Origin of the sequence: Dielma fastidiosa (genome assembly GCF_003475485.1) — a bacterium.
GTDB lineage: Bacteria > Bacillota_I > Bacilli_A > Erysipelotrichales > Erysipelotrichaceae > Dielma > Dielma fastidiosa.
The window spans coordinates 69,445-96,257 of record NZ_QRQL01000008.1; the positions used below are offsets into that span (position 1 = coordinate 69,445).

32 protein-coding genes, 1 CRISPR repeat array and 1 riboswitch are annotated in these 26,813 nt (G+C 37.6%); all 32 genes read right to left on the reverse strand.

Annotation, left to right across the window (positions count from 1 at the left end; translation table 11 throughout):
- Positions 1-34: 34 nt before the first annotated feature.
- The gene (locus DWZ33_RS14105) at positions 35-994 is read right to left on the reverse strand and encodes a hypothetical protein (protein ID WP_118455371.1); all 960 of its coding nucleotides are present in this window, start codon (positions 992-994) and stop codon (positions 35-37) included.
- A 10-nt stretch (positions 995-1,004) separates the two neighbouring features.
- On the reverse strand, positions 1,005-1,790 hold the full coding sequence (locus tag DWZ33_RS14110; RefSeq protein ID WP_118455373.1) for a histidinol-phosphatase: 786 nt from the start codon (positions 1,788-1,790) through the stop codon (positions 1,005-1,007).
- A 447-nt stretch (positions 1,791-2,237) separates the two neighbouring features.
- Positions 2,238-3,353 (reverse strand): DUF362 domain-containing protein, encoded by a 1,116-nt coding sequence (locus DWZ33_RS14115; RefSeq protein WP_118455375.1) that lies wholly within the window; start codon positions 3,351-3,353, stop codon positions 2,238-2,240.
- A 103-nt stretch (positions 3,354-3,456) separates the two neighbouring features.
- Positions 3,457-4,383: a cation diffusion facilitator family transporter gene (locus DWZ33_RS14120; RefSeq protein ID WP_118455376.1), complete on the reverse strand. Its 927-nt coding sequence runs from the start codon at positions 4,381-4,383 to the stop codon at positions 3,457-3,459.
- Positions 4,384-4,494: 111 nt separating this feature from the next.
- Positions 4,495-4,588, reverse strand: a riboswitch (NiCo riboswitch).
- A 138-nt stretch (positions 4,589-4,726) separates the two neighbouring features.
- Positions 4,727-5,421: direct repeats of the CRISPR family, unit length 36 nt; unit sequence GTCTAAGCACAAATACATTTTACTAGAATCACTATT.
- 92 nt (positions 5,422-5,513) lie between these two features.
- Positions 5,514-6,422, reverse strand: coding sequence for a hypothetical protein (locus DWZ33_RS14125; protein WP_118455378.1), 909 nt, complete (start codon positions 6,420-6,422; stop codon positions 5,514-5,516).
- Positions 6,419-6,730 (reverse strand): CRISPR-associated endonuclease Cas2, encoded by a 312-nt coding sequence (gene cas2 / locus DWZ33_RS14130; RefSeq protein ID WP_118455525.1) that lies wholly within the window; start codon positions 6,728-6,730, stop codon positions 6,419-6,421. Before cas2 ends, DWZ33_RS14125 begins: the two co-directional genes overlap by 4 nt.
- A 4-nt stretch (positions 6,731-6,734) precedes the next feature.
- Positions 6,735-7,670: a type II CRISPR-associated endonuclease Cas1 gene (cas1, locus tag DWZ33_RS14135; protein ID WP_118455380.1), complete on the reverse strand. Its 936-nt coding sequence runs from the start codon at positions 7,668-7,670 to the stop codon at positions 6,735-6,737.
- The gene (gene cas9, locus DWZ33_RS14140; protein WP_147352896.1) at positions 7,667-9,196 is read right to left on the reverse strand and encodes a type II CRISPR RNA-guided endonuclease Cas9; all 1,530 of its coding nucleotides are present in this window, start codon (positions 9,194-9,196) and stop codon (positions 7,667-7,669) included. The genes cas1 and cas9 overlap by 4 nt, the downstream gene beginning before the upstream one ends.
- A gap of 69 nt (positions 9,197-9,265) precedes the next feature.
- Positions 9,266-10,258 carry an SPOR domain-containing protein gene (locus DWZ33_RS14145; protein WP_118455384.1) on the reverse strand — a complete coding sequence of 331 codons (993 nt, stop codon included), beginning with the start codon at positions 10,256-10,258 and terminating at the stop codon, positions 9,266-9,268.
- A gap of 1 nt (position 10,259) precedes the next feature.
- A complete protein-coding gene (locus tag DWZ33_RS14150) occupies positions 10,260-10,463 on the reverse strand; it encodes a holin (protein WP_118455386.1) in 204 nt (67 codons plus the stop codon).
- A 5-nt stretch (positions 10,464-10,468) separates the two neighbouring features.
- Positions 10,469-10,768, reverse strand: a complete 300-nt coding sequence (locus DWZ33_RS14155) for a hypothetical protein (protein WP_118455388.1) — start codon at positions 10,766-10,768, stop codon at positions 10,469-10,471.
- A 72-nt stretch (positions 10,769-10,840) separates the two neighbouring features.
- A complete protein-coding gene (locus DWZ33_RS18450) occupies positions 10,841-10,966 on the reverse strand; it encodes a CD1375 family protein (RefSeq protein ID WP_276330538.1) in 126 nt (41 codons plus the stop codon).
- Positions 10,967-11,003: 37 nt separating this feature from the next.
- On the reverse strand, positions 11,004-11,111 hold the full coding sequence (locus DWZ33_RS18455; RefSeq protein ID WP_276330539.1) for a CD1375 family protein: 108 nt from the start codon (positions 11,109-11,111) through the stop codon (positions 11,004-11,006).
- A gap of 18 nt (positions 11,112-11,129) precedes the next feature.
- Positions 11,130-11,396: a hypothetical protein gene (locus tag DWZ33_RS14160; protein ID WP_118455390.1), complete on the reverse strand. Its 267-nt coding sequence runs from the start codon at positions 11,394-11,396 to the stop codon at positions 11,130-11,132.
- On the reverse strand, positions 11,393-12,547 hold the full coding sequence (locus DWZ33_RS14165) for an RNA-directed DNA polymerase (RefSeq protein WP_220452444.1): 1,155 nt from the start codon (positions 12,545-12,547) through the stop codon (positions 11,393-11,395). Before DWZ33_RS14165 ends, DWZ33_RS14160 begins: the two co-directional genes overlap by 4 nt.
- Positions 12,548-12,922: 375 nt before the next feature.
- A complete protein-coding gene (locus DWZ33_RS14170) occupies positions 12,923-15,007 on the reverse strand; it encodes a hypothetical protein (RefSeq protein ID WP_147352897.1) in 2,085 nt (694 codons plus the stop codon).
- Positions 14,988-15,605 (reverse strand): putative phage tail protein, encoded by a 618-nt coding sequence (locus tag DWZ33_RS14175; protein WP_118455396.1) that lies wholly within the window; start codon positions 15,603-15,605, stop codon positions 14,988-14,990. The genes DWZ33_RS14170 and DWZ33_RS14175 overlap by 20 nt, the downstream gene beginning before the upstream one ends.
- Positions 15,598-16,662, reverse strand: coding sequence for a baseplate J/gp47 family protein (locus tag DWZ33_RS14180; RefSeq protein ID WP_118455398.1), 1,065 nt, complete (start codon positions 16,660-16,662; stop codon positions 15,598-15,600). The genes DWZ33_RS14175 and DWZ33_RS14180 overlap by 8 nt, the downstream gene beginning before the upstream one ends.
- Complete coding sequence (locus DWZ33_RS14185; protein ID WP_118455400.1) at positions 16,663-17,067, reverse strand: DUF2634 domain-containing protein; 405 nt, start codon at positions 17,065-17,067, stop codon at positions 16,663-16,665.
- A complete protein-coding gene (locus DWZ33_RS14190) occupies positions 17,064-17,465 on the reverse strand; it encodes a DUF2577 domain-containing protein (RefSeq protein WP_220452445.1) in 402 nt (133 codons plus the stop codon). The genes DWZ33_RS14185 and DWZ33_RS14190 overlap by 4 nt, the downstream gene beginning before the upstream one ends.
- On the reverse strand, positions 17,455-18,420 hold the full coding sequence (locus tag DWZ33_RS14195; protein WP_118455403.1) for an XkdQ/YqbQ family protein: 966 nt from the start codon (positions 18,418-18,420) through the stop codon (positions 17,455-17,457). The genes DWZ33_RS14190 and DWZ33_RS14195 overlap by 11 nt, the downstream gene beginning before the upstream one ends.
- A gap of 18 nt (positions 18,421-18,438) precedes the next feature.
- Positions 18,439-19,116, reverse strand: coding sequence for a LysM peptidoglycan-binding domain-containing protein (locus DWZ33_RS14200; RefSeq protein WP_118455405.1), 678 nt, complete (start codon positions 19,114-19,116; stop codon positions 18,439-18,441).
- Positions 19,116-21,248, reverse strand: coding sequence for a tape measure protein (locus DWZ33_RS14205; protein ID WP_118455407.1), 2,133 nt, complete (start codon positions 21,246-21,248; stop codon positions 19,116-19,118). The genes DWZ33_RS14200 and DWZ33_RS14205 overlap by 1 nt, the downstream gene beginning before the upstream one ends.
- A 242-nt stretch (positions 21,249-21,490) precedes the next feature.
- Entirely contained in the window at positions 21,491-21,922 is a 432-nt protein-coding gene (locus DWZ33_RS14210) for a phage tail assembly chaperone (RefSeq protein ID WP_118455409.1), read from the reverse strand.
- Between the two features lie 78 nt (positions 21,923-22,000).
- Complete coding sequence (locus DWZ33_RS14215) at positions 22,001-22,474, reverse strand: phage tail tube protein (protein WP_118455411.1); 474 nt, start codon at positions 22,472-22,474, stop codon at positions 22,001-22,003.
- Between the two features lie 17 nt (positions 22,475-22,491).
- Positions 22,492-23,799, reverse strand: a complete 1,308-nt coding sequence (locus DWZ33_RS14220) for a phage tail sheath family protein (RefSeq protein ID WP_118455413.1) — start codon at positions 23,797-23,799, stop codon at positions 22,492-22,494.
- Between the two features lies 1 nt (position 23,800).
- The gene (locus tag DWZ33_RS14225; RefSeq protein ID WP_118455415.1) at positions 23,801-23,983 is read right to left on the reverse strand and encodes a hypothetical protein; all 183 of its coding nucleotides are present in this window, start codon (positions 23,981-23,983) and stop codon (positions 23,801-23,803) included.
- A gap of 9 nt (positions 23,984-23,992) precedes the next feature.
- Positions 23,993-24,418 (reverse strand): phage tail terminator family protein, encoded by a 426-nt coding sequence (locus DWZ33_RS14230; RefSeq protein ID WP_118455417.1) that lies wholly within the window; start codon positions 24,416-24,418, stop codon positions 23,993-23,995.
- A complete protein-coding gene (locus DWZ33_RS14235) occupies positions 24,415-24,885 on the reverse strand; it encodes an HK97 gp10 family phage protein (protein WP_118455418.1) in 471 nt (156 codons plus the stop codon). The genes DWZ33_RS14230 and DWZ33_RS14235 overlap by 4 nt, the downstream gene beginning before the upstream one ends.
- Positions 24,885-25,265 (reverse strand): hypothetical protein, encoded by a 381-nt coding sequence (locus DWZ33_RS14240; RefSeq protein WP_118455420.1) that lies wholly within the window; start codon positions 25,263-25,265, stop codon positions 24,885-24,887. Before DWZ33_RS14240 ends, DWZ33_RS14235 begins: the two co-directional genes overlap by 1 nt.
- Positions 25,241-25,693: a hypothetical protein gene (locus DWZ33_RS14245; RefSeq protein ID WP_220452446.1), complete on the reverse strand. Its 453-nt coding sequence runs from the start codon at positions 25,691-25,693 to the stop codon at positions 25,241-25,243. Before DWZ33_RS14245 ends, DWZ33_RS14240 begins: the two co-directional genes overlap by 25 nt.
- Before the next feature lie 22 nt (positions 25,694-25,715).
- A complete protein-coding gene (locus tag DWZ33_RS14250; protein WP_118455422.1) occupies positions 25,716-26,792 on the reverse strand; it encodes a phage coat protein in 1,077 nt (358 codons plus the stop codon).
- Between the last annotated feature and the right edge of the window lie 21 nt (positions 26,793-26,813).

The following is a 26,813-nucleotide window of genomic DNA, read 5'->3' on the forward strand; positions in this document are numbered from 1 at the left end:
AGTTCACCTCCCGCCCTTGACTAAATAATAAAGCTTATTTCTTATCCGCAGCGATAAAGCGTTTCAGCATTTCAGTAACCGTATCAATCAAAGCATCATCCAGGACACAATCCTTCCCGGAAGCTGTTTTCATTGTTACCAGATAGCCCTTTTCATTCATTGTACCACTGGTAACCAACAATCCTTTTTTATAATGTGCCATCGAAGAATTCTGACGTTCCTCCTCTTTTAATTCACACATTTCATGCTTCACATCACCCTTACAGCATTTAACTAATTCATTGGCTGACTTGCGGTTACCCTGTGTATAACCGATTGAAAGCTCCTCACCGTTACCAACACAATTCAGCTGAATCACATTGGGATTACGATTCATAAAGGATAATTCATCCTTTAAAATCATATCACCGAAGAAGACACCCTTATTCGCGTCTGTAAAGACAAAGGCTGTCTTGCGGCGGCCGTCAACCCCAATTGCATCCGCAATTTCAAGAGCTGCCAGAATACCGCTCGTATTACGGTTAAAATTCTTCTTATTAGGAAATCCCTTAGTTAATGCAACTAGAATCAGTGCCATCAGCAATAAACTGATCAGACTGATTGCAGCCTGCGCCCCAGCCGTTGGAAAATAAGGCGGCAGCACATACAGCAAGACAACAAACAGCAGATAGAATACAATGATCGGTACAAATGTCTGTACTAAACCGGCATTCTGATTCTTTGTTCCGTTATTGACATAATATGTATTCTTATACCACAGACAGCGTTCCGGCGTATCATAAGGAATCACCAAGATATTTTTCGCCTGTTTCAAATTACCGTACACATAATCATAACGCGGAAAAACACTGAAACGTTTCTTCATCAGCACAGAGCCTTCCATTCCCAATGCCTTAAAATCCTCATCTAAGGCCGCATGGAATTTCTTCTTCTGCCATGAATAAAAACGGCAGCCATAAGTTTGTGTATATTTATCTTTTAAATCCTGCTTCATAATTCATCTCCTATTTTATCTTAAATTCATCCGCAAAGGTCAGATTCAGACCCTCAATCAGTTTATTGCATTCATCAATTGCTCGTTCATCAAGCAGATCAACGGGTACATGAGCGTCATAGCCATAGACACACTGCACCGGATATTGGGCAATGATTTCCCAAAAAGGCCGATAAGGATACGGATAAGCGTCACCTTGTGCATAAGGCTTCTTGCCGCTCTTTCTTCCTTTCAGATTTACTTCCAGCAAAACATCACATTCAACCGCGCATTGGGCAATCTGATGCGCCGCTTCCTCACAAGCCTTGGAAAAGCTGCGGCGACCAAGCATGAAGTAATCCGGATGCGCCAAACAGCTGACTAAACCGCTGTGCATTGCCTTACAGACAAGATCAGTATAATCTCTGACATCCTCATCCCGGCATAAATAATCAAAACCAAAACCATCAACATATTTGCAATGCTGACCAACAATCATATAATCACAGCGTTCACGCATGTCTTTAAGAAAATCAACCTCACTATCATAATACTCGATTTCAAAACCAACTTTAATATCAATTTTGTCACGATACTTTTCTTTCAGATGATAAATCGAAGTCAGATAATCATTAGTATCCCGATAAAGCATGCGGTCTGTCGGTATATCAAACCATGTATAACCGATATGTTCACTAAAGCCAAGCTGTTTAAAACCTGCATCAATAGCGGCCAAAACATATTGTTCATCATCGCCGTAGGCATGTCCGCAGCGCTTGGTGTGGGTATGCATATTAAAATCCTGTTTACTTTTCATATTCCACCTGCCAATCCCCTTTATTATACACTGATTAACGAACAATTTATAGTATTAGCATCAGATATTGCACGATCTGTCTAAAATTCAGTATCACCGCAAGAATCACTAAAATCAATGCAAACAGACTCAGCTCAATCCATTTATCTTTCATCAGAAACCTCTTTTCAAGATATACTATGCTGATTATTAACATTGAGTTAAAATTGTGTTACAGTTTTGTCACTTCCGTTTTCTTTTTGTTAATGACGTGTTATAGTATGCATGTGAAACAATCATTAAACTTTTTCATGAACTATATTTGTCCCTACCTACCTAAAACTCAACGAAAGCAATTGTTTCACAGCCCTCAAGAATTGTCCTCCTAGTCAAAAGACAATTCTTTTTTTCTGTTTAAAATGAAAAGACCCGCTGACATATTGTGACAGCGGGTTTTGCTTTTACTAGTTATTTAATTTCGATTAATTCATAGCTGCGGGTGCCGAGACCGATTTTCTGCGCATGCTCCAAACAAACTTCCCAATTTGTATCCGGGTGCGTGCCGGTAAACGGATCATGGTGATCACAGTGGTGTTTCCGGTTTTTGGCAAGCTGAGAACCTGGAATAACCGGTGCCTTTTGACACATATCAGCACATGCCTGATCGATAGCGACAGGATCAAAAGACGCAAACATACCGACATCACCGATGATTGGCAAATCGTTTTCAGAGTGACAGTCGCAGCATGGTGATACGTCAACGACTAATGAGATATGAAACTGCGGGCGGTTCTGAACAACAGCCAGCGAATATTCCGCAATCTTTTTATTCAGCAGATCATTGGCAGAACCATTGGTAGGGTGGATGGCATCATGATTGCAGGCACCGATGCAGCGGCCGCAGCCAACACACTTGGTATGATCGATAACGGCCTTGCGATCAACAAATGAAATAGCACCATGCGCACAATTTTTGTAACACTGACCGCAGCTGACACACATTTCCTGATTAACCATCGGCTTGCCGCTATAATGCATTTCCATCTTACCGGCCCTTGAACCGCAGCCCATGCCGATATTTTTCAGACAGCCGCCAAAACCAGTTGATTCATGACCCTTAAAATGTGTCAGCGTAATGAAAATATCAGCGTCCATAACAGCACGGCCAATTTTTGCTGATGTCACATATTCGCCGTTAACCGGCACATCAATATCATCAGTGCCTTTCAAGCCATCAGCGATAATGACATGACAGTTTGTCGCAAAAGGATTGAAGCCATTTTCATAAGCTGTATCCAAATGATCAATCGCGTTCTTACGGCGGCCTACATAAAGTGTATTGCAGTCAGTAAGAAAAGCGCTGCCGCCATTCTTTTTAATTAAATCAACTAAAACTTTCGCATAATTAGGTCTTAAATAAGACAGATTTCCCGGTTCACCAAAATGTATTTTAATTGCCGTAAATTTATCCTTGAAATCAATTGTTTCAATACCTGCCGTTTTGATTAGCTTTTCCAGCTTTTGAAGCAGATTGCAGTCAGCCGTTGCGGTAAAGTCACAATAGTAAACTTTAGCTTTATCCATAATTCATACCTCCCATTTATACGCCTATTATACTTTTTTTGTGTTTAAAGTACAATTGGTGAGTTGTGATAGTTGAGATAAATGAATAACGATGTTTTGAACTTTACTCATTCGCCGGATTTACATGGATCATGATATGTTTAATTTCAGGATAGTTATGTTCTACATCCTTGTGTATAAGCTCAGCGACCTCGTGAGCCTCACGGAGTGATTTATTGCCATCAACAGATATTTCTAAATCAATATAAACCTTGTTGCCAAACATCCGTGAATGAAGCATATCGACGGATAGTACAGATTCCTTTTCAGCAATAAAGCTAGTCAGCTGCTCTTCATAATCTTCACCGCAGGAAGTGTCCAGCATTTTGATCAGCGCGTCTTTTGAAATATCGTAAGCAACCTTTAAAATGAATAAACAGATGACAACACTTGCGATTGAGTCCATGACGGGGTAGCCTAACATCGCACCGGCAATGCCGATCAATGAGCCGATAGAGGAAAGCGCGTCTGAACGGTGATGCCATGCGTCTGCCATGAATGCGGATGAATGAATGATTCGTGCATAATGCCTTGTATACCAAAACATTGCTTCCTTTCCTATTATGGAAAATACGGCAGCGGCAAGAGCGATGGCTTTGGGTACGGCTAACGCATCATATTGATTGGCAATGATATTTTCTATTCCAACCTTTCCAACCCCAAGTCCGGTAGCCATTAATACCAGTCCTAGGATTAATGACGCGACACATTCTAAGCGCTCATGACCATAAGGATGTGAGTCATCAGCGGCTTTCTTGGAAACCTTGACACCGACCCACGCGATTAAAGTTGTTAAAACATCTGAGAAAGAGTGGATGGCATCGGAAATCATAGCTCCTGAGTTGCCTGCGATGCCCGCGAACATTTTAAAACCGGATAATGCGGTGTTGCCAATTAAACTTACCATTGACAGTTTGCGAATAATTACCGCTTCATTCTTGTCAGCGGTGCTGATTGCCATTTCACATGGCGTTTTGTTTTCTGTTGTCATAAAAGAGTCCTCCTAATTTCGTCATAAATGTACGAAAATGTCTTGTCTCTTATGGCACTTCATTGAGAATGAATTCCGCAAATGGTTAAAAAAAACATCTGTGGAACATACAACTGTCCCACAGATGCTAAGTTAACATCTGTTGCCGCCTCAGCAGCCCGGCCCCATGACCTTAAAGGTTCATCGCCTGCTCAGTTTGTACTGTTGATCTCGCATTCAATAGAATGTAATGCAGTGCAAAGAGTTAACTGTGTTATAACATATTATATGAGGGGTGTCAAGGAAGTGTGAGGCTGAAAGCAATAATTTTGAAATGCAATTTTGAAATGCAATTAATAACATTATTTAGGCACAAATACATTTTACTAGAATCACTATTGCAATTTTGTTAACAAGCTATTTAACTATGGTCTAAGAACAAATACATTTTACTAGAATCACTATTTATTTACCTCTAATGGTACATTTAAAGTGCGTCTAAGCACAAATACATTTTACTAGAATCACTATTTTATTCTATCATATTTCAGTAAAAAAGTTAGTCTAAGCACAAATACATTTTACTAGAATCACTATTCGTTAAGCCTAATGCAGAGCATGTTTCTGAGTCTAAGCACAAATACATTTTACTAGAATCACTATTGAGTGGCATCATTATCAACGCAGCCTATAAGTCTAAGCACAAATACATTTTACTAGAATCACTATTTATCCATTGCCTTTTTATTCAAATATTTCTGTCTAAGCACAAATACATTTTACTAGAATCACTATTATTACATAGATTGCCATAGTTGCCTGCCTAGTCTAAGCACAAATACATTTTACTAGAATCACTATTAACCTGAAGAATTACTAAATGAATTAAAAGGTCTAAGCACAAATACATTTTACTAGAATCACTATTCATTAATTTGCTCTTGTGACAATTCCGGGCGTCTAAGCACAAATACATTTTACTAGAATCACTATTGATACCTTTACTATTAGTGCTGATGGTTAGTCTAAGCACAAATACATTTTACTAGAATCACTATTAGATAGCAAGATTTTACTTCATTTCAGACGTATTTTACTAACTTTTCTTACATTCATCATGTAATATTTCTTATAATTTTACCCTTTTCTGATTATATCACATCATTTATGTTGTATTTCTCAAAAAAATAATTTATAAAATCAGCTCGTTCAGATAACAATTCATTGTATTTAAGAAACATATGCTGTTTTTCTAGAACTTTAATAACATTATGATATTCATCACGATCCAAAAAATCTTTATACAAAATTTTTTCTTCACAATTCTCAATTATTTCATTATTAAAAACGCAATCAATTTTATAATCTGTTACAAATAAATGAGAAATCAAATTTTTTGTATAATAATAAAATTCTGCATCATTAAGAAATAATACAACATGCACTTTTTCATTCCTCATCATCTTATCCAAAATATATAATTGTTGTGATAAATCTAATCCCTGTTTGAAATCTCGAATAATTAAAAAGCTATCTCTTTTAATATCTAAGGAATGAAGTATCAGCAACAGTTGCATTTCCCTGGATATTGAATTATTAATCTCTTCCTTATCGACTAAATGAAATAAGTTTTGAAAAATATTCTCTAAATTATCCGTTTTAAATTCAGGGGAAACTAGTCCTGGGTAATCTTCTAACAAAAACTTATATTTGCTTTGAACTGCCAATTGTATGTCACATAAGCATTCTGCCAATTGAGCTAATAACATATCTTTATACTCATATTCTTGTACTATTGCTTTAAGAAACTTTAAATTATAACTTTTTGATGTTAGTTTTAAATCGTCCAATATAGTGGTCCCATTATAATCAATGACCTCGTATTCTTTTTTCTTAATAAACGTATTATTAAATTGAAATTCTTTAGTTCCTCCAGATAATCCATCAATTATTATATCGGCTAAATCATTCATATACTTACAGTTGATATTAAAACATAGTATTTTATCAAATTTTAATTCATAATACTGCTCATTATAATAAAAACTAAATTTATTCATTCTATCACCAATGTAAATTTTTTATCTACTTCTCTTTCTGTAGGAATAGCTGTCCCTACTATTAATAGCATATCTTCAAATTGTTTCTCTGTAATGGATAAAATTCTGACATTCCCTGTATCCGGCGAATTAGACTTTACTCTCTGTATATGTTTATCTGCATCTGCTTGGTTTCGGCAAAATCTAGTATAAACAGAAAACTGCATCATGATAAAACCATCATCCATCAGAAACTTTCTAAATTTTGTATAAACCCTTTTATCACGTTTACTTACCATCGGAAGATCAAAAGCAACCATTAATCGCATGTATTTATAACTCGATTGAATCATCTTCTTGATTTTCATTTTCATCTATGGTAAGTTCAGGCAAACACAATAATGAAGAATCATCATTTTCTAAACATTTTATATAACTTTTCACAGCTTCTTCGATGGCAAACTGAAGATTATAAAATTTGTTATTCAGTTTCACTTTAAATTGAAGAAGTTCAATTAATTCTTTTCGGATAGCTATAGGAAGCGGATAATCTAACTCATTCAAATGCTTATAAACATAAAGGTCAACAACAGGGCGATAAGGTTCCACAAAATCATAACTGAGATTGAAGCTATTATTCATTGATTCATGATGAATGCCAATATTTGTATTAAAACCATACATTGTCAGGACACGAGTAACTTGTCCGGCAATAATGCTATATCCATAATTCAAAGCAGCATTCACAGCATCTTCTGATTTTCTTTTACGACTAAATACATTTCCGTACATTGCTTCAAAAAATATTTTGGCAGCTATAGCCTCTCTATTTGTTTTATCACCTGACTGCAAATCTTTAATACATTGCTTCAATTTGATAGATGCATCTTCATTCTTAACAGTGCTGTCAATAACTGCTTTTTGATTCATAATTTTATAATGAATTAAGCGGTTCCATAGTTGGGAATTAAAAGGCTTCTTAACACCTAACTGATCATAAAATACTTTTAATTGTTTATAATGCATATTCATCGGCAATGTTTGTGTTATTGGTAAATGTTTTTCATCACAAATGATTAAAGTTATATAATAATCAGACAGTGCTGCTAACAATGCTGCAGTGATTACAGTTTTGTTATCTTCTAAAAGAAGAGATGCGATATCCTCCAAAGGAATCGCAATCTCTTCACTTTCTTTTTTAATAATTAAACTATGATGCCTAAGCGATAACTTTTCAGCTTTGCGTATATAAATTTGACGATAGCTCATAAATGTACCTTGCCTAAAATATCTACATTTATTGGTTGGATAGATTTAATTGTTGATATTGTTATTTGTAATTGTGATTTAGATTTACTTTGTAAACCTGAGGCTAAAATATCAAAATCATCACCTAAGATACTGACAATTTCAAACATTCCCGAACTAAATCCACCAACCTTACATAACCCCTTAGCACCATTTCGCAATTCCAATAAAATGATTTGATTCTTGTATAATTTCACATAAGGAATATAGCCTTCTCTTGCTAATTCACTATATTTGATTTTTCGATTATTTTTCGATTGTCCCCACCAAATAAGCACCTCAGGGTCATTTTTAAAATTCATCACTCGATAGCGATCCATGCCTATAAAATATAGCTTATCAGAATCTTCACGTCTAAACACATGCGTTTGGATTACATTCTCCTTTTCTACATATTGTTTTTTCTCTTCATGCAGCAATATTTCTTCCTTTGGACTATCATAATCTAATTTTACTTTCTTAATTGGATTACCATTACTATTTTTAGGCAATTCCTTGTGTGAATTATAAGCTTCCTCACCATTTGCATATCCGCTTAACCATGATTTAACAGCCTCATACACTGCCTTTTGAGTCCCCTCTTTATCATAAATTTTATCAAGCTGTTTATAATCAAATTTCTTATCAGTTACAGCCATTCGATTCGTTAAAACAACTGTGTTTTCTGTTTTAGGCTTCGGCGCAACACCATAGATAGTAGCTTTATGTAACCGCCCATTTACCTTTTTAGTATATTGGTGAGAAATGATCACTGGCTTACATTGATTTACCTGCGCCGCGTTATAATTTGCCAGACACATGAGACCACGCTTCATTGTAGCCTCATCACGCTCATAAAGTCTTAATTTAATTTCATCCCTAAAACTATCATATGGCATTGGGAAATGACGAGGATCACTATTCTTTGTTAAATCATAAAGCTGGCCATAGTCAGCCACCGTCCTATTGATTATTTGCGTTGATATTTCACCCGTTGCCGGATCTACTACGGAAACTTTAAATTTCCTCATTGTAGATGAATTTTGTCTCAGATTCTGCTCATGAATTTCTACTCGTCTACGCAAGGAGTCTGTGGCACACGCAATAATTGCAGCATCCAACGCATGATGAAGATGATTTTTACGATTTTTTTGATCTCTTTGTTTCTCCAGCTTCACAACTTCTTCCTTCAGCTTTTTAATCTCTTTATTATTTTTTTCTTCTGTAATATAAAGTGACAGCAAATCATATTTTTTCTTCAATTCTTCATCAAATTCATCATGCAGTATATAACTTGGGTTTTGATAGGAATGTGTCAGATTTTTTAATCCCCAAACTCCCTTTAATTTATCCGTTATCTGCCCCGTAAAGCTTTTAACTTTGATGGAAGGAAAACAATACTTTAAAATCTCACAAATAACCTTAGTAGCATATCTTGTATCATTCAAAGCTCTTGCACTAAACTCTTCTTGTAAATCATCCGGTATTTTCGCTTGGATAGTTCCCAACCCTTATTTTATGCACTTTTCAGGGTGCTTTGTTACTAACCAGTTTCTAATGGAAAACAATGCACACCATCACACAAGTGTCAGGTCTGACACCTTAACCGCTGCAACAACAGTTCCACCATAGGTGATGACTGCCCTGTCACCGCTGATTTCTTTCACCTGGTGATTCCTTTCATAAACAAAGGATGCCATTGAACCGCCTGAATAAGTCTTTGCACCCTTGTTCAATCTGACTGTGCTTCCAACCTGAATTGTCTTTTTCACTTCTGTGGATGCATACACTGCCTGACCACCCTTGGTTGTGATAAAAGCATCAAATCCTGCTGCCTTGATTTTTGCAAGCATAGCATCAGCATTTGATTTCACACTGTAAGCGCCAACCTGAATCTTGAAGAATCCATCCACCTGAATCATGTATGTGTCAAAACCTGCTGCTTTCACCTTTGCAAGCTGTGCATCTGCATTTGCTCTGACAGTATATGCACCAACCTGGACACGATAAAGAACACCTTCATCAGACTTTCCACCAAGCTGTGCAGTCACCTTTTCTGCCAGGTCACCAAGTCTTGAATATAACCAGTCGCCAGGACAAGACTTATTTGCAAACCATCTGTGAACTGTGATGACCATTTCATCATCCTTTGGTTCATAATTCAAAGACTTGTCCTTGTTACCGAACCAAAGAAGTTTGGTCTTTCCATTTCTCTTGCAGATGTCCACACATAACTTGATAAGTGACTGATAAACAGCATCTGTCATTGCATAAGGTGCAGTTTTGTCAGATGCACATTCAATTGTAACTGCTCTTTGGTCATTTGCACCACTGGAAGAACACCAAGACCTGTTCTTTTCTTCAACAATCAAAGAAATTCTACCATCTGAACCGATTCCATAATTGCAGGATGCATCCCTTCCCTTTGGAAAGCAGGCACAAATGGTTTCACAAGATAACTGACCAACTACACAATGTGGTGTGATTCTGTCAATTCTGTGTGTTCTCTGTCCTGAATGGTTTGGACTTAAACCAGTATAACACACCAATGGACTGTTTGAATATCCCATATTATTCACCTTCTTTCAATTCAGGAAGTCCTGCAATGCTTGTCAGGATTGAAAGGATTCCTGCCAGTGCAGAAGCACTTGCAACCATAACCCAATTCACATCACCAAGAACAGCAGATGTGCCAATTGTGGCAATTGCAGTCTGTGCAACAGTCTTGATTGCTCTGATTCCTGCTGCTTTTATCCATTTTTTCCAATCTTTCATTTAATTCAACCTTCCTTTCTTCCATCTTCCATTCCATCAAGCCTGTGATGTGCAGACTTGACTGATTGTTCAACAATGATTACCCTGTCACGAAGTTCCTGAACATCAGTCTTTATATTTCTGATGTCTGACTTTATTTCTGAAACACCATTGCTGATTGTTTCCAACTTCACAATCACTGTGGTCATTTCAGTTGCTTCTTTTTTACTGTCAGCAGCATTGTTCCTTTTGATATTCAGAATAGTGCTGACAATTGAACAAGTCACCGCAAGAATGGAAATCAAAAGTGCTACTTCAATAGTCATTGATTTCACCGCCTTTCTTAAAAAAGACACCCTACACAAACATGTAAGGTGTCATTCTGATTTCTTGTTCAATTACTGTGCAAGGTCACCACAATCAAGGTCAATAAGAACCTGCTTCACCTGTTCCTTGATTCTGTCAGGAACATCAGCAAAAGTCTTCTTGCCTTTGATGATTAAAGTTGCATATACAACTGCCATGCTTTCCACCACCTTTCTGAACCAATTTTTGATGTGATTAAACATCTGCATCAAGGATTGCCTGAACTTCATCCTTTAACTTTGCAGGTACATCATCAATGGTTTTCTTTCCTTTTCTGATTAAGTCTGCATAAACCTTTGCCATCCTGATTCACCGCCTTTCTTAACCAATCAGTTCATAGACATCACAAAGTGCAAGCTGTGTGTCAGTCAACTGATTTTCCAGTTCAGAATTCTTTTCAGACATAACCTTGATATATTCATCTTTGTCATACTGAACTTCATGATATTGATACACTTCAACAGGATTTCCCTGTTCATCTTCTTTTTTAAGAAGCTGAATGTCATCATGGACATATACTGTGTCAATACCAACAATCAGTTCCACCGCCTGTTCTTTGCTGCCTGTTACATAACCACAATCAATCATGCTGCAACCCTTCCTTTCTTCTGATAAATTTTGTTGACATACTTAATCACTGCATTGTTTCTTGCCTTTGGTTTTGCATCCTTTTTGACCACAAACTTATAATAGGCAACCAATGCATTGACAATTGGTTCAATATACTTTTCAAACAACCGCCAAGAATCACACCACTTCAACCATCCAATATAAGAATTTGCAGAACACCATTCTGAATAATTTGGAAGTTTCCCATCATCCCACTTTGCTTTGATTTTAAGCATTTTCCTCTTGAATCTTTTGCAGGTTGATTTTCTCAATAAAATGAAATCATAGAAAAATCTATATCCCACAAAGTCAATACCCCTTGTATTAGTGGGGAATACTTGCCAGTTGTCCTTGACCCTGATTTCAAGATTGTCTTTCATATACTTCTTAATTTCATGAATCAAGGAATGAAGTTCCTGCTTTGATGCACCAAATATGACCATATCATCAGCAAATCTGACCACATACTTCACACCAATTTCTTCTTTCAACCAATGGTCAAAATATGCTAAATAAAAGTTTGCAAGATATTGTGACAGGTATGAACCAATAGGAACACCAGTCTGTTTTGGGTAAGAATCAATTATTTTGTCAAAAAGTGAAAGAAGTCTTTTGTCTTTGAACTTTTTCCGCAACATCTTTTTCAGGATGTCATGGTTTATACTTGGATAGAATTTTGAAACATCTATCTTCAAGCAATACTTGGTGTTGATTCTATCTTTCATATATTTTGTTGTCAGCATATATGCTTCTTTGATTCCCCTTCCAGGAATACTGGAACAAGTATGTGAACAAAATGTCTTCAAGAAAATATCTTCCACTTGAAGCATAATTGCCCATTGAATGATTCTGTCAGGGAAATAAGGAAGTTTTGCAAGTTCCCTTTCTTTTCCCTTGTCATTGATTATTGAAATTGTGTATTCTGAAACTTGATATGTTTCATTCAGCAGCATTTCCCTAATCATGGAAAGGTATTTGTCAGGGTCAGAATCAACCATTTTCACTTCTTTATAGAACAACTTGTCTTCCCTTGCGTTTTGGTGTGCAAGTCTTAAATTGTCCATGTCACAAATCTTGTCATAAATATTTCCGTATCTTTTCATTGCTTTGGTTTCCTTTGATGTTTTCATAGTCTTGAATGTTCGGTTTCCCTACTAATACAATTTTTGAATTTTTTGTGTTTTGGCAAGTGCCAGGGCAATAGATAACCAGTGTATATTTCAAAGACAGTCATGTCATTGAAACCATAAATGAACAAACATTTTGAAAACAATAGGTGGGCAGTGATATTGGTATTCGAATTCGAAGAAGTATTATTCACATTAAGTTGAAAAGTACCAGTATTAGCAGTATTATTCCAATTACCACTGAATTTCGCTACACATGAAGTATACAAATTAGTATAATCGTGTGTTTGGCTTTTTTCTAAATTCTGATGAACAATATCACCTTATCTATTCTCCATAAATGAAGGACACCCTTTCAGGTGTCCTTCAAAAAGAATCTTATAAATACATCAGGCGGGCAGCGACATAGGCATTCGAATACGAAGAAGCAGTACGCACATAAAGCGGAAAAGCACCAGCAGCAGCAGCATTATCCCAACCACCACCGAACCGCGCCACACAAGAAGCATACAAACTAGCATAATCGCAGAAGTATGTGGTTTCTGAACCACTGACTTCCTTTGCAACAAATCCTGCTTTTGTGCTTCCCTGTGGTTTGGACATATAGTTTCCAATGTTAGCAGAAACACCGCCATTTCCATTGTTTGTATATCCTGAACCACTGTCATTGAATCCACTATTTGCAGTCAATACATTTCTTGAACTGTCAGACACAAGTCCATCAATCCATTCCCAAATGTTGCCCCAAAAATCTTCAAGACCAAAACATTTCACATGATGATTTTGGTCAGTCATGTAAGAAGGATTTGTTGCTTTGATAAGTTCACAATCCATTCCCCATGTTTCTGTTCCACCTGATGCAATTGCTGCATTGTGACTGGAAAGAACATATCCATAACCAACAGTTGTCTGTGAATTCAGGTTCTTATATTTCAAAATATACATGCACTGTCTGAATGTAAGCTGATAGAAACCTGACTGTTCATATCCACTTCCATTTGCCTGTGCCTGTGTCCTGAATGTTCCAATTGTCTGATTTGCAGTGATTGATTTTCCTTTCAGTGAACGCAACTTGCTTGATGCAACATAACCTTTGTAAACACCAAGATAGAAGACATCTTTTGGTGTTGTTCCCCTGGTATGTGCATTATATTCAAAGTCTTCATTGTCAGGGTCATCAGTCATGGAAATAGTGATTTTTGTTCCACTGGTTGTGATTGTCAATCCCCTTCTTGGAAATGCAATCATTGCATCACCTGCATCACCGCTTGAAATATCAGCAGTTCTTCCATCTTCAAACTGGTCAAAGTTGTTTGGATTCAACTTCCCAACTTCAACACCATTTTTCAGCAATACTGGATAATGACCAAAGAATTCATCCCAAGCAGAATCACCTGCTGTCATTCCAACAGCATCATCAGCATAAGTGACACATGTTGCAGGATTGCTGTTGGAAAGGTCAATGATTGCAGTCATCTTTTTATAAGGCTGTGGTGTACCTGCAACCCTGTTTGCTTCATTGATGTTTGTTGCACCAGTGTCTGCATAAGGAAACAGTGCAAAATAGTATGTCTGACCATTCACAAGATTGTTGATTTCAAAACCATTTGTCTTGAATGCATCAAGTGTCTGATTATCAACAAGAACTGTTCCATCTTTTGCATTTTCAGGATAAGAACCTGCTTTCTGAACAAGTTTTGTTCCCTTCCATGTGCAAAGTGTTTGTCCTTCAACCACTGTGTTTCCAGGGTCAGACCAAAAGATTGTTAGTTTCTGATTTCCAACCTTGATTTTCAAGTCAGAAACATTTGAAGGGGAAATTCCACCACCGCCTGATTCAACATCAGTCCATTCACCTTCTTCATTCTTCACCTGCAATTGTTCATTGTAATATCTGAAACCATGAACACCAACTTCACCATAAATGGTTTCATTTTCATGTGTAGAAATTGCAATCACAATGTTCTGAACCTGTTGCATTGTTGGAACAGCAGCAGGATTGATTTCAAGTGTTACCTGGGAAGAAATATCAACCTTGGTATTCATCTTGTATGTGATACCGCTGACAGTTTTTCCACCAAATGCAGGCATATAATCAGGATTGTCTGTTTCAATGCTGACTGCATAAAGGATTTCATTGTCTTCAATGTCCTTTGCAAAAAGACCAAGTGCTTTGACATAATAACCTGAATCCAGGTTGCTGTTGTTGATTGCAGCAAGCACTTCAACCATGGTTGTGTCTGTTCTTGAAACAGAAGAAACCAGTGCTTCCTGTTTTACATCATAAAGGGATGTCAAATCCTTCAAAGATGCTGTTGAATAATCATAATCAGAAGTCTGAATCTTTGTAAAACTTGCAGTTGAAGTTCCTGCAATCATTTTTGCAATAAGTTCCTGACCCTGATTTGTAATAACTAAATCTTGCATTTTATATTCCACCTTTCTAATTGATTGTTCTTTCAATGTTTGATACAACCACACCTGTTCCAGTCATAAGACTGTTCAGAACATGGTCAAGGTTCACCTTTGACTGCAAAGTGAAATTGCTTGTTTCAATGGTAGTTCCACCACCATGAACACATCCTGTCATTGTTCTGACCATGTTATTTCTTGAAGTCACAACAATATTTGCAGGAATCATGTATGAAAGCATATAATCAAGTTCATCTGCCTGACCGCTTAAAGGAAGGGAAACCACAATTTCAAGTCCATATTCATTGAAACTTGGAATCAATAAATAATTTCCTTCACCGCACATGACATTCAATTTTTCCTGCAATCCTTTGTATGTGTAAGGGATTGAATCATTCCACCTGGTGATAACCCTGGATTTTCTTGCATCCAGGGTGTCATCAGGTTTTGGTGTTATACCAAGCAGATTTTCAAATCTTGCGATTCCATCAATATCACATGACAAAATGAACTGGTTGTTTTTAATGATTTCTGTTTCATTTTCCAGTTTCTGAATTTCAGGCTGTTCTGAATTCATGATGTGTTTTATTTCTCTGTATTCCTGAACAAATTCAGGAAGAAAAGAAAGAAGGTTTACTTCTCTAATCATTTACCACACCCCCAAACACTGGAATCTGATATTTTGTCAACATCAGATTTGATTCAGAATCATTGATTTTCGTGTTTGCAATATCAAGAACACCTTTCAGTGCCATGATTCTTGATTCAATCTGTGCTATTCTGACAACAGATGCACTTTGATTTGCCCATTCTTTTCTAATTTCAAGAAGATAACCTTTGACAGCTTCTTCAATTGCTGCTTTCTGACCTGTCCATGAATACCCTTCTTCAAAGGTAATGGATGCAGAAACATTGACTGCAACTTCTGATGCTGTTTCAACTGTGACAATGTGACCAATTGGTGCAATTCCTATTCCTGAACCATCCTGTGTTGGGTCAATTTCTTCTTGAACTGTCTGAATCAAGGTGTCAGATGCTTTTCCATATTCTGAATTCAATATGGTCAAAAGAACTGTTCCACCACCATTCCAAACTGGTGTGACTTTTGTACTTCCAACACCAGGAAGACTGTTTGTTTTATTCAGGTAATCATCAACATTGCCACCATAAGCCTTTGAATCAAATGAATCAAAATATCTTTGTCGCAAAAGTTCAGTGTCTTCTTCATCTTCACCAGGAATCAGAAGGTCTGTCAGTTCAACACTTTCAAGACCCTGAATATAATCAATTGGAATCATATCACCAAAATAACTGTTTCCAATCTTTCCAATAGTTTCACACTGCATCTTGTATTCACCATCAGAAATCTTTTCAACCACATAATAGTTCAAATCATTCAATGAAAATCTTGAATTAAGTGGAATTTGAAGGTCAGATGGAACAGTTTTTGCTTTCAAAACCGCATAAGTTGCAGGCTGTGGTGTGATTCCCCTTTCTGCTGCCCTTCTGATAAGATATTCCCTGGATGCAGTATCACCAAAGGTTTCTTTCAGAATGACATCAAATTCAATATACATCAGTTGAAGTTCAACAGCAGCAGGTGCAAGTGCATCATAAATGATTGAACCTTCCCTTTTGTCCATATTTTCAGGAACTCTGTCAAGCATTCTTTGAAGAATGTCTTCATAAGTTACATTTTCATACATCTAATAATTCACCACCTTTTCTGTTTGAACATCACCAAATATTGTGTGAACAGTGAATGATGCTTTGACTGTTCTTTTTTCAGAACTGTCAAATTCAAAGTCATCCACTGATTCAATCCTTTCATCCTGAATAAGTGCTTCTGTGATTCTTCTTTCAAGTTCAGGAATGACATAAATGACAGGCATTCCAAACAAGTCCATCAATTCAATTCCATAATTCCAGGAATAAATGATATACTGGTATCTTTCAGTGTTCAGAATCTTATAAATCACCTGCTTCATTGCTTCCAATTCATCAACAGTTCCATTGATGATGTCCTGTTTTATATTCATTTTGTAATTTACACTTGGTTCTGTTTCCATTTCCAAGTCATAGGACAAAATGTTGTTTGTTGAAGGAATCATGTTTTCACCACCCTATCCAGGACAAGATATTTCTGACCGCCTTTTTGCTTCATCAGTACAACTTCTTCACCAACCGTCAAAGCATTGTGAATTGTCACTGTAATTTTCCCAACAGCATGAACATGTGAAGGGGAAACAGGTGCAGTTCCTGATTCAATGTCACCAGTGTAATAATAGTTTTGAACATTACTACCAGTGATTTTAGTTTTATAATCAGTGACATTCCTGGTCAGAACAAGCTGTGCTTCACCAAGGGTCATTTTCTGTTCAACAAGTATTTTCAATGGTTTTACACTTGTTACCTTTCCAAAACAGAAATCAGCAGGTTGTCCTGCTTCTGCTGCTTCCTGTGCTGCCTTTTTTATACTTGCTAATAAATCATTTGCATCAAGCAACAAATTCACCGCCTCTCAATGTTAAAGTCATAAGATGCTGACTTTCTTTGAATTCATGTTTGCACTTTTCAACAAGCATCAGGTTTTTCAATTTCATATCACCTAAATCCATCATGACAACAATCATTGAACCTGCCCTGACCCTGACATCACCAAAAGCATTTTTGATGGTCAGATTTCTTGTTTTCTTGTTATACAAAGACAAAAGTGCATCTGCCTTTGCTTTTCCGTTTTCACCTTCCTGCAAAGTATCAAAATATTGAAGAACACCCCATGCATTCATGTTTTCTGAATCTTGTGCAATATAAACTTCCCTTGTTCCAGTTTTGTCATTGTCATAAGTCAATTTCACTTTGTTGTATGTGTTGGAATCAATGCTTGATGTATAATCAAAATTTTCACCAGTTTCTTCATCAATCAGAAGATTCAACCGCATGTTGTCCAAACCTTTCAATGCAATCTTTCCAAAATCATCATACATGACATACATATATTTCTGATTTTCAAGTGTCATATCCAATGCATTCTGAATCATATCAAACAAAGATGTGTTTTCTTCCACCCTGGACTTGATTTTGAATCCAGTGTCTTCAATTGTTCCTGTTTGCATCATATAATCTTTTGCAATCATCTGAATCAATTCACCTGCTGTCTTGTTTTCATAGACAATGGTGTCTTTATTTTTCAAATATCGCAATTGGTCATAAGCAGTGACAGAAATGATTTGTTCCTTATCTCTTTGTTTCTTGAATATGAATCCATAAAAAACATTCTGACCATTGACTTTCAGTCTGACAGCATCCCCTTCTGTGAAGGAAATAACATCATCCTTGACAACTTTGAACTTCAATTCACCTGGACAACCTTTTCTTTCAGTTGCCCAGGTGATTCCTTCTTGCACAACAGGAATGAACACTTTGTCACCATGCTGAATCAGAAGTTCAATATTTACATCCAAAAGTGTTCACCGCCTTTCTTATGCTGATGGAATGGTCAACACCTGTCCTGGATAAATCAAGTTTGGATTTTTGATTTTATCTTTGTTTGCGTTATAGATGACAGTATATTTTGAACCATTTCCATAAAACTTCTTTGCAATATTCCACAAGCAGTCACCCTTGACCACTGTGTATGATTTATTTGATGAAGGTGCAGGGGAATTTGTGGTTTCCCTTTTCTTTTCCTTCTGAACAGTTGGTTTTGTTTTCGCAAACTTGATATTACAAGTCTTTGTTCCAAAATCCCTATACTGTTTCAATTTGATTGTTACTGTTACATCAAAACCTTCCTTGGAATCTTCTTTGATTTGATAATCTTCCATTGAAACCTTAATGTTTGTATTGAACAGACCTTTTCCATTTGGAAGCTGTCTGACCATGATAAACTGGAAAGGTTTCTTTGATGTCTTCATCTTTTCAAATTTATCCAGGAAGTATTTTGCTCTTTTGAACCCTGAATCATATTTTGCAAAAGGATATTTCACATTTGGAATCAGCAGGTCAAAACTGATGTCAGTCAGACCTGCTGTTTTCAAAATATTGACTTCCCCTTCATTCATCAGAATCAAGGTCTTGTTCTGATTCTTGATTTTCAATTGCAACTTTGAAGGTGCAATTGGACACAAAATTTTATCAAGATAAACACTATATGCCATTAGTCATGCACCCCTTCCGCTGCTTTTTCCATAGCTTCATTCACACCATTTGCAAGGTAATCAACCATACCATCCAAATCCATGTCACCTGAAACATTGTTATTGTTTGTCATTTCCACTTTAATTTCCGCTGTGGTGAATCTGTTGATTGCTTCTGTTTCCGCAATGTCACGAAGATATTTCAAATCTTCACTTGTGATGTCCAGTGAATCAGCAGCTTTTCCAGTATTTGCAGCAGTATCTGCAATATTTGCAGGAACTTGACCTGCATCATATCCTGAATAACCACCGCCATTGAACATGTTGGATGTATCAACACCGCCATCACTTCCACTGAACATGTTGGAAACCTTATCTGCAACACCATCACCCCAAGCTGCACCTGCATTGAATGCATCTGATGCCCAACCATCCTGGAATGTGTCAAAGGTTGACATTCCTTCATTGAATGCATCACCAATTGACTTGTAGTCTTCTTTGTTTCCTGCTACTTCTGATGCTTTTGCTGCATAGTCATCTGCTGCACTTGTAATTCCTGAATAATCAAATTCAACAAATGGAAGTTTGTTCAGTGCTTCACAAATACCTGCAACAACTGTCAGTGCAGTTGATAACAGATTGTAGAACCAAGACTGGACTGAACAAATTGCATTGTGGAATGCAGTCATCATGTTTGAACCAAGTGCTGCAATTGCATTTCCAATTCCAAGGGCAATGTTTGCGACTGTCAGACCCAAGTTCTTGAAGAACTGGATAACAACATTCACACCGCCACAAATCACACCAAAACCACTGTTTGCAACACCAGTCATCTTTGCGATTGCTGCACAAACAGCACAAATAATTGCAATCAGGGCAATGATAAGAAGAATTATCCATGTCAAAGGACATGCCATCAAAGCTGCATTCAGTCCATATTGTGCTGCTGTTGCTGTGAAGGTTGCACCTGCCTGCATCATATCAGCAGCAGCTTTCACCCCTGCCATTGCTGCACTGATTCCCTGAACAACATTGTTTGCAATCAATGCTGCTGTGTAAAGACCAAGTGCTGTTGCTATACCAAGAACAATAGGTTCAATGATTGACCAATTATCACTGATAAAGGCTGCAATGGAAGATGCAAGTTCCAGGATATTCAACAACCATTCCACAACAGTTGCAAAAGCAGAAACCGCATTTGCTGCAAACAGTTGGAAATCTTCATTGTTTGCAATCTCATTGACTTTTGTCAGAACTGGTTGCATCTGCATCAGTGCAGCATTTCCCATGGTTGTCCATACCTGACCCCAGGTCATAGGCATCTGTTCAAATTTTGCATTGATGTCATCCGCACTTGCAAAGATTGCATTTTTTACAATATCCGCTGTCAACTGTCCATCCTGTGCCATTTCCCTGATTTTTCCAATAGGAACATCAAGATAATCAGCAATAGACTGAATCAGGTTTGGTGCTTGTTCAAAGATGGAATTCAATTCATCACCACGCAACACACCTGAACCCAAAGCCTGTGACAACTGCAACATTGCATTGCTTGCTTCCTGTGTGGATGCACCTGCAATGGTCATCTGTTTCTGAATCAAGTTTGCAAAAGCAACAACTTCTTCTGAACTGCTGAATGCATCCTTTGCATTGTTTCCAAACTTTGCAACAACTGCTGCCATATCAGTGAATGAACCCCTTGCATTCTGTGCTGATGCATAAACCATATTTACCAGTTCATCTGTGGTCTGCAATCCATCATTCATCATGTCAAGTCTTGCTGTTGTCAGGGTCAATTCATCAGACATGTCCATCACTTTTTCAACAGTCTGAAATGTCGCATAAGCTGCAACCAGGCTTGTGACCTTTCCAAGCAATCCATCCATAGCAGATGAACCATTCTGAACAGACCTGTTGAAGTTCTGCTGATGTTCTTCATTATCTTCAATGTTGTTTCCAAGCTGTGTGACCTGTTGTGCAGCAGCATCAATTGCCTGTCTTGCCTGGTCAATGGTTCTTGTATTGAAACCAGTGTTCATGGAATCCTGAACAGATTCATAAGCAGAACACATATTGTCCAGTGCAACAATCATGTTGTTGATTGGTGCTGAAACTCTATCAATAATCTGAATTGATGTTGCTATACTTGCCATTGTTCTTCTTCACCATCCTTTCTTGGTATAATTTGAAAAGGGATGAACACCAACATTCATCCCTTTTTATTTTCCTTTCTTTGCTTTTGCTGCTTCTTTCTTTTCCTTGTCGATTCTGATTTTGATTGAAGCAATCACAAAAGCCTTTTCTTCCATACTCAAATTTACAAATTGTGAAGGTAAAATGTGAAGTTTCTGCAATGCATAATGTGCAAAGTTTGCTTCTGCATCCCCTTCTTCAATTAGTTTTTTGCTTCTTCAACCTTGTCTTCCAGTGTAGTGTTGAAACCATTGAAGTTCTGAACAAAGGTTGCAAATTCCTGATATTCACCAGGGTCATCAATCATTTCTTTCAGCAAATCATCAGGTGACATCACACCATAGGAATCCTGCAAGTCTTTGTCATAAAGGTTTGGTTCAACCACACATGCACAAATCATCTTGCCAATATATTTGCTTGTATCAAGTTTCGGTCTGAAAACATTTGGTTTTCCCTTGACAGGAACATCAATCATGCATTCATCCCTGATTGCATCATTTTCCTTGGTTGTCAAAGGTTTGATTGTCCAAGGAAGGGGATTGCCCTTTGCATCCACAAGGGATTTTGTTGCTGCAAAAGTTGTATTTTCTCTTTTGATTTTGTTTGCTTTCAAAAATCTGCTTAAATCTGACATGGTATATACCACCTTTCTGTTTTATTCTAAAAAAATAAGACCCACATGCCTATTTTGAAGACATGTGGGTCAAAATGTTTACTGCATACCATCAAGCAACTTGAAGGTTTCAGGCATCTTGAAGTCTTCAAAAGTGAAATTCAGTTCTTCATCCAGGTATTCACCATCAGCATCAAACTTTGCCAGGATACCACCATCAATATTGCAGTCCATGAAGACAACTGTCTGTCTGCCTGCTGCACTTGTAGGGTCTTCATTGGTCACCTGAATTTCAAAATAGACATCTTCACCAGTGTCCTTGTACTTCAACATCATTTCCCTGAAAATACTGGTATTGTAGTGGAAAGTTGCTGAACCAGTACCTTTCCAACCAGTTGACTTGTTTCCAGTTCCTGTTCTTCCAAGGATAGGAACTTCTGTCTTTGTCCTTTCAAAATTTGCTTCAAAATTGATTGCCTGCATGAAGTTGTATCTGTTGTTTCCAATTGTGATGAAACATTCTGCCAACTTTGCAGAAATGGAATCTTTTGCTTTCATTGTGATATTAGACATTCTGATTCACCCCTTTCTTACATCACTGTGACAGTCATATAAAGTTTTGCCATTGCATTGACAACAGTCACTGCATCCTGAACAACAACCGCTTTCTTGGTGTCACCCTGGGAAACTTTTACATCTTCATCAGTGAAGTTTTCAATTGCTCTGATGTCCTGCAACTGCTCATGATGCTTGACAATATCTGCCCAAAGACTGATTCTGCCTGCTTCATCATTTGGAACAGCACCAAGATATTTGGTGTTGAAAAGCACTGCAATGTCATTTGCAATTTGGTCAATCACTCTGATGGTCTGATTGTCCTTGAAGATGTATGCCTTTGTTTCTGTTTCCGTAACAAGGGAATTGATGTCTTCAAGAACTCTGATGTCATCACCAACCTGATGAAGTGTGAATTCACCTGCCTGAATTGCCTTTGTCAACTGTGTCTGTGTATAGTCAACATTGATTGCAAATTCACCATCATAAACCTTGTTCAGATTTGATTTGTTCACTGCACATCCTGCTGAAATACCAGTCACCCAATAAACAAGGGATGCTTCTGACCATCCTTCATCAGTTGTCTTGTTCTTTACATTGATAACACCTTCATAATCAGATGCCTTGTTATAAAGAACCACCTGGAACTTTGCACCAACTTCATCACGCATTCTTTTACAAAATGCATCATAAAGACTTTTGATGGTGTTTTCTGTGGTAACAACACCCATTGCATTAAATGAATAAGATTCAATCTTGTCCAAATATGCCTGGTGATTTGTTCCTGTGACATTACCATTTGTTCCACCTTCAAGTGGTGTTCCTGCTGTGCTTGAAAGTTCTGCACTGGACTTGAATGTCACATAATCATTTGCAACAAGGTCTGCTGCTTTTGCAACAGTCTGACTGTCAACCATAACAGTTCCAAGATATGTGTTGACATCAAAAAGACTGTCATCATCCACATTCACCTGAATCTGAATCTTGATGTCATTTCCCCTTGTTCCTGCATACTTTGCAGTTGCAAAGGCATTGGATGCCTTAACCCCATCACCATTCAATCTGTATGCAAACAGTGTGGTGATGTTCTTGAACAGGTCACGAAGACCTTTCAACTTTTCACTGGTGTAATCATAACCAAAGATTTTCATGGAATTCTTCTGAAAATCTGCATTTGTTACTTCAAACACTTCCCCTTCAATGCCCCAATCAAGTTCAAGTGGCATTGTTGCATATCCCCTGTCAGACAATGTTGCAGTTGCAGTTGCAAGTGAAACAAAGTTGATATATGCACCAGGAAGCACTTTGTTCTGAACAGTAAATGTTCCACCGCCTAAAGCCATTTTACTTCACCATTCCTTTCATAAATTTTTCAATCATGTCATCCACTTCTTCAATGGACTTTTCTGAACCATCAGTCCAAAGGGCATTGATGACATCATGTCTGTTGTAATATTTGTTTGATGCAAGAATCTGTTCCTTGTTATACTTGGAAACAGCTTCCTGCATAGGTTCTTTCTTTACCATTCTTTCACCTTATCCTTTCACATCAGTGCTATAATCATAAGATTCCATTGTCGGTGTTCCTTCCTGCATCTTATACATGAACATGTCATAGTTCACAAAAAACGAAAGTACACCATCACTTGTTTCACTACTCATATTTGTTCCCCTGCACAAATCACCATCAACTGTCACCAGTTCCAGGCATTCAAACAACCTTTCCCTGACTTCATTGATTTCCTTGTTCTTTTCTTCACCTTTTGGAAAATAGTGAATGCAGAACTGATTCTTTCTGAAATATCTTCTTCCAAGGAACTGTTCATTTGTAGGATTCAGACATAAAATGGAAAAACAAGGTTCATTCAAACCTTGTTCAACTGATTCAGTATAAATTTCATAGTCATCACCAAATTCAGCATTGATTGCAACACTGATTCCATCAATGATTTTGTTTATCATCTGAAAACTTCACCCAACTTTCTTTTCAGTTTGTTTTCAAGAATCTTTGCAGCATCACCTTGAACTTCCTGTTCTGAAATGGTCAGCATGAATTTTCCTTCAACCCATCCTTCATGATTCCTGGTTCTATGACCAAATTCCACATAGGATGCATATTCAACTGGATTCACCACTTCAATCACATAAGTATTTCCATAATGATTCACACGCAATGAATCGGCATAAGCCTTTCCACCTTGTGTTTTTCCACCAGTCCAACCCCTGCGAAGTGTACCGCCTTTTTTTCCTGTGCTTGCAGGATATTGTCCAACAGGTGTCCTTTTGATAACCTTTGCAAGCAACCTTGCAGCCAGTTCTTTTGCACAAGATTCTATGAAGTCATTGATTTGGTCATCATTCAATGATGCTTCCATCTTCCTTCTGAACTCTTGCAATTCCCTAAAATCGACATTTCCACCGCTTGCCATTATGCCCACCCCTTAAAGATTTCAACCACTATTTCCTGGTGCGTGCTATAAGTTGCAGGAATACCACTGGATTTATAATCTGTGGTGACACCATTCTGTGTGATTGTTAGCTTTGAACCAGGCTTGACAACAATTTCAGGTGCAAGGAATACTTCTGTTACTTGGACAAGTGCGGATGCAGCATTTTCATTTGGATTTGTGTTGTTGATTGTCTTGAAAGACAATCTGCAAGGAATATCTTCCTGAACAATCACATCCTGAAAACCTGTTGATTTGTTATCCTTTTGAACCTTTTGGTGTTCAGTGATTGTGCATGTTCCTTCATACATGGATTCAATTGCTTTTCTTGCTTTTTTCACCATCTTATTTTTCTGAAACATATCAAATCACCTTCCCCTTGATTCATCAGATAGTTCACCAGTTGATTGAACCTGGATTCATCAGATGACCCTGCATCAAAATTGATTTGTGTGTCACCTTCTTTGATGCTTGTGACAGCACCATCCAGGTCAAGTTCACCAATGTCCAACTGTCCAGTCTGCTTTTTTGTGAACAAGAATTCACCACAAACCCTGTCAACTGCTGCATTAAATAAACCATCAGGGATTGAATCAGTGTTGCAAAAATTCTTGATGTGATTTTCAACTTTTTGCATACAAAAACATAAAACCCAACCATCATCTTCTTCCAGGTTATACCCAAAAGAAACCAGTCTTTTCAGAACCGCTTCATAGAATGGTTCTGAAAGACTGGTGTTGTTCATAATAGTCAGGATGTTTGCAAGAACTTTTTGAATCATTTCATTCATTCAGCAACACCCCTTTCATCAATTAACCCTTGGAAACAATCTTGCAAAGTGCAATTGCCTTGTGTGGAATTGCCTTTGTACCATCATTGATGATGTTCCAGTTTGTTCCAGTTGCAAGGTCAGTGTTGGAAGCAGATGCAGTGATGGAAGAAGGTTTCTCAAAGGAAATACCATCAACACCACAAATGTATCTGTCACGAACATAAAGTGTGTCCTGACCACCATTTGTTTTAGGGTCACGGCTCATTTCATACGGAACTTCATCACCAATGTCATCCAGGATGATTGAACCATTACCAAGAACATAAGTGGTGTATGCAGTGTATGCTTCAACACCTTCTTTTGCTTCAACTTCCGTTGTAGGCATATTGTCATCAATCAGAACAGTTCTTCCATTCCAGGTTGCAAGTGCAAGTTCTCTTTCAATACCATCTGCATCAGTCTGTGTCATGTACTTCAACAGCTTGATATTTTCAAGATGTGTTGCAACTTCACTGTGCATGATGACAAGTTTGAAGATGTTCTTGTTGTCACCGCCTGCTTTCTGAATTGCCTTGTTCAAAGTAGTGGAAGCAACAAGTGCATCATCACCAGTGTTTCCAGTGATGTCATAGACATGCTTTTCAAGGAATTCCTTTGCAGCCTTTTCAGCAACACCAGTTCCAGTTGCCTTCATGCTGAAAACGCCTGCAAGGATTGCAAGCAACATTGCCTGCTTAACATCCATCTTGTAGTCAGCAATCTGTGCTGCAACATTGTCCATGAAGTCAACACCTGCTGTGATGTTCTTGCTGAAAGACTTTTCAGTCCAACCATCCATTCTGCTTGCCACAATGAATCCCTGTTCATAAGTGGTTGTGTTGCTGCTCTCAATGTCATGTCCACCATCATTGTTCTGACTGGTAGAACCATCAATTCTGCCGAAGTAAGGAACTCTTGCATACAAAGAACCAGTCTGATTTGCAAGTGCATCATGTGCATTCTGATTCGTGCCAACAGCACCACTCTTTGCAAGTTCGTTTTTAGTTACATTAGGAATTCGGTCAACATACTTTCCGAATGCCTGGGGATTGAAACTTTTGGAATCAAATTTTGCCATTTTGTTTCACCTTTTCCTTTC